The 10,242-nt window shown below is 62.7% G+C and carries 8 protein-coding genes and 3 tRNA genes; 5 read left to right on the plus strand and 6 right to left on the minus strand.

Annotation, left to right across the window (positions count from 1 at the left end; translation table 11 throughout):
- The 3 genes from H7U37_RS13325 to H7U37_RS13335 form a co-directional block, all read right to left on the minus strand.
- Positions 1–605, minus strand: a 605-nt coding sequence (locus H7U37_RS13325) for a tRNA threonylcarbamoyladenosine dehydratase (protein ID WP_204876415.1), incomplete at its 3' end; no start/stop codon positions are given.
- 77 nt (positions 606–682) lie between these two features.
- Positions 683–2,260 carry a peptidylprolyl isomerase gene (locus H7U37_RS13330; RefSeq protein WP_204876417.1) on the minus strand — a complete coding sequence of 526 codons (1,578 nt, stop codon included), beginning with the start codon at positions 2,258–2,260 and terminating at the stop codon, positions 683–685.
- A gap of 153 nt (positions 2,261–2,413) precedes the next feature.
- The gene (locus H7U37_RS13335) at positions 2,414–4,657 is read right to left on the minus strand and encodes a hydratase (protein WP_204876419.1); all 2,244 of its coding nucleotides are present in this window, start codon (positions 4,655–4,657) and stop codon (positions 2,414–2,416) included.
- A gap of 212 nt (positions 4,658–4,869) precedes the next feature.
- On the opposite strand from H7U37_RS13335, the gene H7U37_RS13340 reads away from it, so the two are divergent.
- Positions 4,870–6,384, plus strand: a complete 1,515-nt coding sequence (locus tag H7U37_RS13340) for an N-acetylmuramoyl-L-alanine amidase family protein (protein WP_204876421.1) — start codon at positions 4,870–4,872, stop codon at positions 6,382–6,384.
- Here H7U37_RS13340 and H7U37_RS13345 read toward each other — a convergent pair whose 3' ends face one another.
- Genes H7U37_RS13345 through H7U37_RS13355 form a run of 3 tightly spaced genes read right to left on the minus strand, consistent with a single transcriptional unit; the run spans position 6,385 to position 8,871 of the window.
- On the minus strand, positions 6,385–8,223 hold the full coding sequence (locus tag H7U37_RS13345; protein ID WP_204876423.1) for a heavy metal translocating P-type ATPase: 1,839 nt from the start codon (positions 8,221–8,223) through the stop codon (positions 6,385–6,387).
- 27 nt (positions 8,224–8,250) lie between these two features.
- On the minus strand, positions 8,251–8,469 hold the full coding sequence (locus H7U37_RS13350) for a cation transporter (protein WP_204876425.1): 219 nt from the start codon (positions 8,467–8,469) through the stop codon (positions 8,251–8,253).
- A gap of 36 nt (positions 8,470–8,505) precedes the next feature.
- The gene (locus H7U37_RS13355) at positions 8,506–8,871 is read right to left on the minus strand and encodes an ArsR/SmtB family transcription factor (RefSeq protein ID WP_204876426.1); all 366 of its coding nucleotides are present in this window, start codon (positions 8,869–8,871) and stop codon (positions 8,506–8,508) included.
- Positions 8,872–9,025: 154 nt separating this feature from the next.
- Between H7U37_RS13355 and H7U37_RS13360 the strand changes: the two genes are divergently transcribed.
- The 4 genes from H7U37_RS13360 (at position 9,026) to H7U37_RS13375 (ending at position 9,970) form a co-directional block, all read left to right on the plus strand.
- Entirely contained in the window at positions 9,026–9,523 is a 498-nt protein-coding gene (locus tag H7U37_RS13360; protein ID WP_204876427.1) for a pyridoxamine 5'-phosphate oxidase family protein, read from the plus strand.
- A 141-nt stretch (positions 9,524–9,664) separates the two neighbouring features.
- Positions 9,665–9,740 (plus strand) — tRNA-Ala (locus tag H7U37_RS13365).
- A gap of 45 nt (positions 9,741–9,785) precedes the next feature.
- Positions 9,786–9,861, plus strand: a tRNA-Ala gene (locus tag H7U37_RS13370).
- Positions 9,862–9,894: 33 nt separating this feature from the next.
- Positions 9,895–9,970, plus strand: a tRNA-Ala gene (locus H7U37_RS13375).
- The last annotated feature ends 272 nt before the right edge of the window (positions 9,971–10,242 follow it).

Below are 10,242 nucleotides of genomic sequence, written 5' to 3' on the forward strand. Positions count from 1 at the left end.
TCGCCGCTCTGGCCGGTGGGGGCGGGCGGCTCGGGCGACCAGAGCACCCGGTGGTGGTGGATGCCTCTGGCCCGCAGCTCCTTACGCATGACCCGGGCCAGGGGGCAGCCCTCGGTCTTGGAGATGTCGCCGATGCGGAAGCGGGTGGGGTCCAGCTTGTTGCCGGTGCCCAGGGCGGACAAGATGGGGATCTGCCGGTGGAGAGCGGTCTCAATCAGGTCCAGTTTGCAGGACACCAGGTCGATGGCGTCCAGAATATAGTCGTAGCGGCGGGTGAAAAAGTCCTCCCGGTGCTGGGCGTCATAGCGGGCCGTCACGGGATAGACGGTGCAGTCGGGGCTGATGTCCCGGACCCGCTGGGCCAGTACCTGGGCTTTTGGCTGGTCCAGGGTGGAGTGGAGGGCGCCCAGCTGACGGTTCAGGTTGGTGAGGCTGACGGTATCCTGGTCAATGAGGGTGAGGGTGCCCACGCCGGAGCGGGCCAGGGCCTCCACGGCCCAGCTGCCCACGCCGCCCAGACCAAAGACGGCCACATGGCTGTTCCACAGCCGGTCCATGGCTGCCTCGCCCAGCATCATTCCGGTGCGTCCAAAGGCTTCGTTCATGATGCGTCCTTTCTGAAAAAAAGGCCCGCCGCAAAGAGGATGCAGCGGGCCTTTGTGGATTTGGATTGTGGGGTGTGTCAGCTCACGGTCAGATACTGGAGACCGTCGGCCTCGACAGCCTCGTAGCCCTCCACCAGCTGGGTCTGCCACTCGGTCATATCAGTGCTCTTGAGGGAGTTGGTGGCGGTGTACTGCCAGTAGGGCACGTTCTGGCCCACGAAGTACATCACATGCCAGCCCTGCTGGCCGCTGTAAGTGTTCTCCACCAGGCCGGTGTCACCGGGCTGACGGCTCTCGTCAAAGATCCAGGCGTCGAAGCTGTCCACCATGGCGCCCTTGCGGACGTTGGTGTACAGGCCGCCGTTGGAGCTGGAGCCGGGGTCGTCGGAGTTGGCCTCCGCCAGGGCGGCGAAGGAATCCTCGGTCTTGTCGCCGGCGTTGAACTCATCCAGCAGCTTCTGGGCCTCCTCCTGGGCGGCGGTCATGGCCTCGTCGCTGGGGATGGCGTTGCCGCTCTCATCCTCGGCGTCCTCGTCGGTGGTCTCAGCCTTGATGAGGATATGACGCACGTCCACGGTGGGGGTCTCGTCCAGGTAGCGCTCCACGAACTGCACCACATAGTAGCCGCTGTCGGAGGAGACAACGCCGTACTCGCCGGCGGTGCGGGCGTCGCCCTTGAGCCAGGTGGCGGCAGCGGAGCCGGCGGCGGAGGAACCGCTCAGGCTGCTGCCGATGGTGGTCATCTCGCCGTTATAGCTCATGACGCCCTCGCCGGCGGCGTCCACGGCGGCCTGGGCCAGGGTGTCGAAGTCGCCGCCCGCTTCCAGCTCGGCCAGCATGGCGTCGGCCTTGGCCTTGGCGGCGTCCATGGCGGCCTGGGTCTCCTCCTCGGTGGCCTCCACGGTGTTGCCGTCCTCGTCGGTGACGGTGGCGGCGGCGCCGTCAAAGTACAGCGTGCGGTAGACGAAGGTGTCCAGGCTGTCCTTGTTCGACTGATAGTACTCGTCCAGAGCGGCCTCGTCGTAGGTCAGGGAGTCCTGATACTCAGTGGCGTACTGGCTGGCCAGAGCGGCGTTTTCCAGGCAGCTCTTGAAGGCGGAGGGGGTCATATACTGGCCATAGGCGGCCTTCAGGTAGGATTCATAGGGATAGCCGTAGGTGGAGGCCTCGTCCTTGACCTGCTGGATGGTGTCCTCCACGTTCTGGCGGCTCTCCTCGCTGAGGGTCACGCCCTCGGCGGAAGCGCCGTCCAGCTCGGCGGCGATGAGCTCCAGGGAGCTCTTGGCGGAATCCAGGAAGAAATCGTAATAGGTCTGGCCGGACTCCTCGTCATAGATGGTCTCCTTGTCCGACTGGGTGGAGTCAATGAGACCGTAGTTGGCGTACATGTTGCGGTTGGAATAGTAGTAATAGGCCACTTCCGCGGGGGTAAAGCTGCGGCCGTTCACGGTGATGGCAGTGCTGCGGCCCTGGAAGAAGCCGGAGTCCCACACCAGCAGAGCAGCCACAAGGACGACCACCACAGCGCCGATGATACCATAGATGATATGATTGCGCTTCCGGATGGCCTCCTCCTTACGCTCCTGGATCTGCTTCTGGGTGAGCCCTCCGGCAGGGTCGTTCTGCCGCTGCTTCTTTTCTCTGGATGCGCTCATAATTTCAGTCCTCTCGTAATAAATCCTGTGACGCGAACGCCTTCGCGTAGACAACACGATATTATACAGGAAATGACGGGGGCTTTCAAGCCCTAAACTGTCGTATTTTCCACATTATGTGCGTCTTTTACACTTTGTTCACAGCTGAACGGCTCAGCGGGCGTAGTAGTTGATAAGGCAGCCGGCCAGCACGATGTCCCGCTCCTCCTGGGTCATGTTGGGCAGGAAGAGCTGTACGGGGGTCTCCTTGCCGCTTTGGATGAGCAGGGCGGAGATGACCTCGTCGCCCCGCTCCACAGCGGCGCGGATGTTGGGCAGGTAGAGCTTGTCGCCGGGCCGGATTTTCCAGTCGGCCACATCGGGGCTGGTGAAGGGGAGCATCCCCCAGTTGACCACGTTGGAGCGGTAGCGCTTGGTGGCGAACTCCTGGCACAGGTTGGCACAGCCGCCCAGCACCCGCTGGCAGGAGGCGGCCTGCTCCCGGGCGGAGCCGTCGCCGGGGCGGATGGCCATGACGAAGGTACCCAGACCGGTGGTTTTGCCGTCGTGTCCGTCCAGGGCCTCCACCACGGCGGAGTCGGTGGGATCGACGCGGCGGCGGCGCTCCAGCTCCAGCACGGCCTTGGCCCTGGGGACGTAACGGGGGTCCTTGCGGGAGAGGGCGAACTCGGAGAGGCGGAGGGGGTTGGAGCGGTAAGAGGAGGTCTCGCCGGAGGGGATCAATTCGTCGGTGGTGGTGACGGGGTCATAGATGGCGGCGGCGGCGGTGAGCAGGAGGTTTTCGGGGAGGGCCACCTGCTCGGGCCAGTCGGCGATGTTGGGGCCAAAGACCAGCTCGGTCTCCGGCTTGGGATGGCCCACGCCGTAGTAGACCCGGGCCTTGTAGGCGCTGTCGTCGTAGTTCCAGCTCTCGTCGGGGCGGTCGGCGGGGACGTCGGGCAGCTCGTCGGCGGCGGTGAGGATACCGCCGTTGCGGGCGGTGGCGGCGATGGACCGGGCGTCCATCAGGGCGACGTAGGAGATCTGGCCCTCGCCGGGCTTGGAGCCCTCCCGGTTGGGGAAGTTGCGGGTGGAGTGGCGGATGGAGAAGGCGCCGTTGGCGGGCACGTCGCCCGCGCCGAAGCAGGGCCCGCAGAAGCAGGAGCGGATGGAGGCGCCGGCCGCCATGAGGGAGGAAATATAACCCTGGCGGGTCAGCTCCAGATTGACGGGCATGGAGCCGGGGTAGCAGGAGAGCCAGAAGGCGTCGGAGCCCACGGCGGCGCCGTCCAGGATCTGGGCGGCCCGGACCAGGTTCTGATAGGTACCGCCGGAGCAGCCGGCGATGACGCCCTGGTCGGCACGGAACTGGCCGTTGACGATCTTGTCGGCGAGGGGGGCGGCGTTCTGGACGCCCAGCTGCTGGGCGGCGTCCACCTCCACCTGATGGAGCAGGTCGGCCATATTGGCCTTAAACGCCCGGATGGTGAAGGCGTTGGAGGGGTGGAAGGGGAGGGCGATCATGGGTTCGACGGCGGACAGGTCCACCTCGATGAGGCCGTCGTAGTAAGCGCCGTCAGCGGGCTGCTGGGGCTGGTAGCTCTCGCCGCGGCCCAGACGGGTCAGATGCTCTCTGGTGGTCTCGTCGGTGGACCAGACGGAGGACAGGCAGGCGGTCTCAGTGGTCATCACGTCGATGCCGGAGCGGTAGTCCATGGAGAGGCTGGCAACGCCGGGGCCGAAGAACTCCATAACGGCGTTTTTGACCACACCCTCCTTGAAGGTGGCGCCCACCAGGGCCAGGGCCACGTCGTGGGGGCCCACGCCGGGGCGGGGCGCGCCGGTGAGGTAAATGGCGATCACCGGGGGATAGGCGATGTCGTAGGTCTTGTTGAGGAGCTGCCGGGCCAGCTCGGGTCCGCCCTCGCCGATGGCCATGGCGCCGTAAGCGCCGTAGCGGGTGTGGGAGTCGGAGCCCAGGATCATCCGGCCGGGGGCGGCGTACCGCTCCCGCATATAGGAATGAATGACGGCCTGGTGGGCGGGGACGAACTCACCGCCGTACTTTTTGGCGGCGGAGAGGCCAAAGACGTGGTCGTCCTCGTTGATGGTGCCGCCCACGGCGCACAGGGAGTTGTGGCAGTTGGTGAGCACATAGGGGAGGGGGAACTCCGTCAGGCCGGAGGCGCGGGCGGTCTGGATGATGCCCACATAGGTGATGTCATGGGAGGCCATGGCGTCAAAGCGGATGGCCAGACGGTCCATGGAGTCCAGGGTGTTGTGGGCCTTGAGGATGGCATAGGCCATGGTGCCCTCCCGTGCCTGAGCGGGGGCGGGCAGGCCGGCGGCAGCGCCCTCCTGAACGGGGAGAAAAGCGCCATTCCGGTAATATACGCCGGCGCGTGTGATGTTCAACATGTTGATAACCTCCAATTGCATGGGTCGTACATGCAAAATAAAATGGCCCCTTTATCATATCAAGTTTGTCCATCCAGCGCAAGGGGCGGGAAAAAATTTCGCGGTTTATGTCAACCTTTTGTCCTGTCCCGGTTGACGTATCCCGTCAAATAAGATAGAATGAGGAAGATTTCCCCCGCCGATTTTTCACTGCTTAAAGTAAGGAGCCTGCCATGAGAAAACACATCGTTCGAACCTGTCTTTTATTGCTGATGCTGCTGGTCATTTTGGTCCCGGCCCAGGCCGCCGGTCCCGCCGGGACGCTGACCGTTCAATTTTATCGGGAAGAGAGCAAAGATTACAGCGCCGATGTCGTCACCGACCGCGTTCTTCTCACCATGGACGGAGAAGCGCTGGCGCCCACCGACATCTCCGCTCTGGTCTATTATCCGCAGCAAGGCGGCAACGGACGCACCCTGGTGCCCGTCCGCTTGGTTTCGGAGGCCATGGACGCCGATGTCCAGTGGGTAAACGAGACCCGGCAGGTCATCATCCGCCTGGATGAGACCGTGATCGTACTGACCCTGGGCTCGGCCACCGCCACCGTCAACGGAGAACGCAGGGAGCTGCCCGACGGCGTGCCCGCCATGGCGGTGGTGCTGCCCGGCGCTTCCACGGGAAGCACCATGGTGCCCCTCCGGTTCGTCTCCGAGATGCTGGGGGCCCAGGTGGAGTGGGACAACGCCACCTTTACGGCTTCCATTCTCTCCCAGCCGGAGGAAGAGGAGCCGGTGTCCCCCAATCCCGACCAGGGCAAGGTGCTGCGTATCGAGCAGGACGACAACGCCCAGACCGTATTCATCGCCACCGACCATGTGCCGGAGTATCAGGTGACCGACCTGGGCAACCGGCTGGTCATCGACATTCTGGGGGCGGCCTATAACGGCGGATCGGACACCATCCCGGTAGAAAACGAGGTCATCTCCACGGTGCGTTACGCAGAACATGAAGATGACCTGGGATACGGCTATCCGCATACCCTCCGGGTGGTCTTTGACCTGAAGGACGGGTATACTTATACCGACAATATTTTGGTACAGAAAGAGGTGGGCGGCGTCCGTGTCATCGCCTACCACGACGACGACACGGAGAACGGCGAGCCCATTCCCGTGCCCACTCCTGTGGTACCCATCGACCCCAGCAGCGCCACGGTGGTCATCGACCCCGGCCACGGCGGCTCGGCCTCCGGCGCCTACTATGAAGGCATCATGGAAAAGGACATCACCCTGCCCATCAGTCTCATGCTGCGGGACCTGCTGGTGGAAGAGGGATATAACGTGGTCATGACCCGGGACAGCGATACTTATATGACCCTGTCCGACCGGTGCCAGGTGGCCAACGACATCGACGCCGACATTTTCATCAGCATCCACTGCAACGCCCTGGAGAACAACACCACCTATGAGGGCCTCTTTACCTTCTATTCCACCGGCAGCACCAAGGGACAGAAGCTGGCCCAGGCGGTCCAGGACGCCACCGCCGCCGCCACCGGTACCATCAACCGCGGCATTCGGAACAATTCCGACTATACCGTGCTGCGCAAGACCAATATGCCCGCCGTTCTGGTGGAGACCGGCTTCATGTCCAGCCACAACGAGCTGATGAATCTGTGTGATTCCAAGTACCAGATGAAGCTGGCCCAGGGCATGGCGGAGGGCATCATCCAGTATTTTGCCCAGGTAGGCTGATTATTTCAGGGCCCGCATGGCGTTGACAATGGCGATAACCGCCACGCCCACGTCGGCAAAGACGGCCAACCACATGGAGACATAGCCCATGCCGCCCAGCACCAGCACCACCGCCTTGACCGCCAGGGCAAAGATAATATTTTGCCGGACGATGGACAGGGTTTTACGGGCAATCGCGATGGCGACGGCGATTTTGGAGGGCTGATCGTCCATCAGGACCACATCGGCCGCCTCGATGGCGGCGTCGGAGCCCATGGCGCCCATAGCGATGCCCACGTCCGCCCGGGAGAGAACAGGGGCGTCGTTGATGCCGTCCCCCACAAAGACCAGAGCGCCGCCTGGGGGCTCCTGGCGGAGCAGGTCCTCCACCCGCGCCACCTTGTCGTCCGGGAGGAGCTGGGCATAGACCTGGTCCAGCCCCAGCTCCCGGCCCACGGCCTGGCCCACTGCCTGGGCGTCGCCGGTGAGCATAACGGTTTTGGTCACGCCGGCGGCCCGTAGGGCTTGAATGGCCTGTGCGGCGTCCGGCTTGACGGCGTCGGAGATGACCAGATGTCCGGCGTATTCCCCTTCCACTGCCACATGGACGGTGGTGCCCACCCGGTGGCAGGGATGCCACTTTACGCCGATGTCCTCCATCAGCGTATCATTGCCCACAAAAATTTGTGTTCCATCCACCTTTGCCTGGACGCCGCGGCCGGGGAGTTCCGTCACATCGGACACCCGGGCGGCGTCCAGTTCTTTTCCGTAGGCTTCCCGGATGGAGCGGGAGATGGGATGGTCCGACCAGCACTCGACCAGGGCGGCCAGCTCCACCAGCTGGGCCTGGGAGATATGGTCCGGATGGATGGCGGTGACGTGGAACACCCCCTGGGTGAGGGTGCCGGTCTTGTCAAACACCACCGTATCGGTGCGGGCCAGTACCTCCAGGAAATTGCCCCCCTTGACCAGGATACCGGCTCTGGAGGCGCCGCCGATGCCGCCGAAGAAGGCCAGCGGTACCGAGATGACCAGGGCGCAGGGACAGGAGATGACCAGGAAGGAGCAGGCCCTGCCCAGCCAGTCCTGCCAGAGCCCCTGGAAGAGAAGAGGCGGGATGAGGGCCAGCAGCGCGGCGGCGATGACCACGGCGGGGGTATACCAGCGGGCGAATCTGGTGATAAACTGCTCGGCCCTGGCCTTTCGTCCGGCGGCGTTTTCCACCAACTCCAGGATACGGGAGACGGTGGAATCGGCAAAGGGCCGGGTGACCCGGACCCGGAGGACGCCGTTGAGGTTGACGCAGCCGCTGACCACGTCGCTCCCCGGCGCCACAGTTTTGGGGAGGGCCTCGCCGGTGAGAGCGGCGGTGTTGAGGGAGGAGGTCCCCTCCAGCACCACGCCGTCCAGGGGCACCCGTTCGCCGGGGCGAATGAGGATCACCTGTCCCACCGCCACCTCCTCCGGGTCTACCTCCTCCACCTGGCCGTTTTGCTCCAGGTTGGCGGTTTCGGGGCAGATATCCATCAGAGCGGCGATGGAGCGGCGGGAGCGTCCCACCGCCACCGACTGGAAGAGCTCTCCCACCTGGTAGAAGAGCATGACAAAGACGGCTTCCGGGTATTCGCCGATGCAAAAGGCGCAGATGGTGGCCAGAGACATAAGGAAATTTTCGTCAAATACCTGTCCGCGGGCGATGCTGCCCAGGGCCTCCCACAGCACATCCCAGCCGATGACGGCGTAGGGGAGGAGGAAGGCGGCCAGCCGCATCCAGCCCGTCAGGGGGAGAAGGGCCGCCGCGCCCAGCAGCACGCCGCTGGCCAGGATACGGGCCAGCGTCTTTTTTTGTCTGCGGTCCATGAAGATACCTCCGATCCGTGGGACGATTCAGCGGAGGATCACGCAGTCCGGCTCCACCCTGCGGCAGATCCGGGCCGCCTGGTCCAGGATCTCTTCGAACCGGCCGTCGTCGGCGTCCAGCGTCAGCTTCTGGGTCAGAAAGCTGACGGTCACATCGTGAACGCCCTCCAGCTTGCGGATGGCGTCCTCCATTTTGGCGGCGCAGTTGGCGCAGTCCAGATTGGCGAGCTTAAAGCGCTTTTTCATCACACACACTCCTTTGATCCATAGATTCCGTGGAAGTCATTCCGCCACATGTTCCATACCCTGATCCAGGATGGTACGGACGTGGCTGTCGGCCAGGGAATAAAAGACGGTTTTGCCCTCCCGGCGGTACTTGACCAGCTTGCTCTGCTTGAGGGCCCGGAGCTGATGGGAAATGGCGGACTGGCTCATACCCAGCAGGTTGGCGATGTCGCACACGCACATTTCCGACGCGAAAAGGACGTAAAGGATTTTGATACGGGTGGAGTCGCCGAAGATCTTGAACAGTTCGGCCAGGTCATAGAGGATCTCCTCGTCGGGCATGGATTCGTTGACCCGATCGACGATTTCGTGATGGACGCGGACGCAGTCGCAGCTGGCCGCGTCGTCGGTTTGGTGGGACATGGGACCCCCTCCTTCTGTAAACATATGAACTATTACTCATACGTTATTATATACAACTGAGGACGGATGTCAAGTCCTTTTGGAAAAGAACTTGCGGAGGGCGGGAGCGGTCTTTATAATAGAAGGAAACGAGTGAGGAGAAAGGAGCAGAGGTATGCGGCGGAAGGATCGGGAGATGGGGCGGGCGTTTGCCCTTTCGGTGCTGGACAAGGCCCAGTGGATGACCATGGCCATGGTGGATGGAGCTGGAATGCCCTACTGTGTGCCGGTGAGCCTGGTGCGGGACGGGGAGGAGCTGATCCTCCACAGCGCCATGGAGGGGGAGAAGGCGTCATGTCTGCGGGTCCGGCCGTGGGTGTGCGTGACGGCGGTGGGGGACACCCATGTGGTGCCGGAGGAGTATACCACGGAATATGAGAGCGCGGTGGTGCGCGGTCCGGTGCGGGAGGTGACCGATCCGGAGGAAAAGCGGGCGGCGCTGTGGACGCTGACCAAGCGGTATTGCCCGGAGCATCTGGAGCAGTTTGACCGGATGGCAGCGGGGAGTCTGAAGCGGACGGCCATTTTCCGCATCACCATTGCGGAATTGACGGGAAAGCGGAAGAAGTACGGGAAGGACGGAAAAGAGCTGAAATACGGGGCGGAGGAGTAGAAAGCGGGAGGAAACGGCGGGGAAAAACCGCGTCCGGAAAAAAGAAGAAAAAAAGCGGAAAAAACGGTTGACAAATGGGATGCACAGCGCTATAATATCATTCGTTCGGTGCCGCCGAAAAGCGGCGGCCGGTCAGCAGATGGGGGTATAGCTCAGCTGGGAGAGCGCTTGAATGGCATTCAAGAGGTCAGCGGTTCGATCCCGCTTATCTCCACCATCGGGAAGAAAAGCCCGAACAATTGCATAGGGTCCCTAACGATGTGGGGGTATAGCTCAGCTGGGAGAGCGCTTGAATGGCATTCAAGAGGTCAGCGGTTCGATCCCGCTTATCTCCACCAGAGCGACACAGTGCGCGCATTGATTAGGGACATGGGGGTATAGCTCAGCTGGGAGAGCGCTTGAATGGCATTCAAGAGGTCAGCGGTTCGATCCCGCTTATCTCCACCAGAAAAGACCTGAAATTGCAAGATTTCAGGTCTTTTTTTATGCTTTCAAAATCTGAGCAGGGGTATGTCTCAGCCGTCCGTAGTCCCGTTGGGCGGCGTCCGGCTTGTCGAAAAAGCCTGTTGTCTCCTATCAAAATAAGAGTATCCTGCGGGAAGGATGCAGGTTGCCGCAGGATCGTTTTTCGATTTTCCATATAGGAACGGCCCTACGCGGGCGGCGCCAGGCCCTTTTCCCGAAAAGGGCCTGGACCAAAAGGGGCAGAAGGGGGGATA

This window comes from Pseudoflavonifractor phocaeensis (assembly GCF_016901735.1).
Taxonomy (GTDB): Bacteria; Bacillota; Clostridia; order Oscillospirales; family Oscillospiraceae; genus Pseudoflavonifractor_A.

Coding starts and splice junctions, on each gene's coding strand:
- H7U37_RS13330 (WP_204876417.1), bottom strand. CDS start 2,260: ATGAGCGCATCCAGAGAAAAGAAGCAGCGGCAGAACGACCCTGCCGGA.
- H7U37_RS13335 (WP_204876419.1), bottom strand. CDS start 4,657: ATGTTGAACATCACACGCGCCGGCGTATATTACCGGAATGGCGCTTTT.
- H7U37_RS13340 (WP_204876421.1), top strand. CDS start 4,870: ATGAGAAAACACATCGTTCGAACCTGTCTTTTATTGCTGATGCTGCTG.
- H7U37_RS13345 (WP_204876423.1), bottom strand. CDS start 8,223: ATGGACCGCAGACAAAAAAAGACGCTGGCCCGTATCCTGGCCAGCGGC.
- H7U37_RS13350 (WP_204876425.1), bottom strand. CDS start 8,469: ATGAAAAAGCGCTTTAAGCTCGCCAATCTGGACTGCGCCAACTGCGCC.
- H7U37_RS13355 (WP_204876426.1), bottom strand. CDS start 8,871: ATGTCCCACCAAACCGACGACGCGGCCAGCTGCGACTGCGTCCGCGTC.
- H7U37_RS13360 (WP_204876427.1), top strand. CDS start 9,026: ATGCGGCGGAAGGATCGGGAGATGGGGCGGGCGTTTGCCCTTTCGGTG.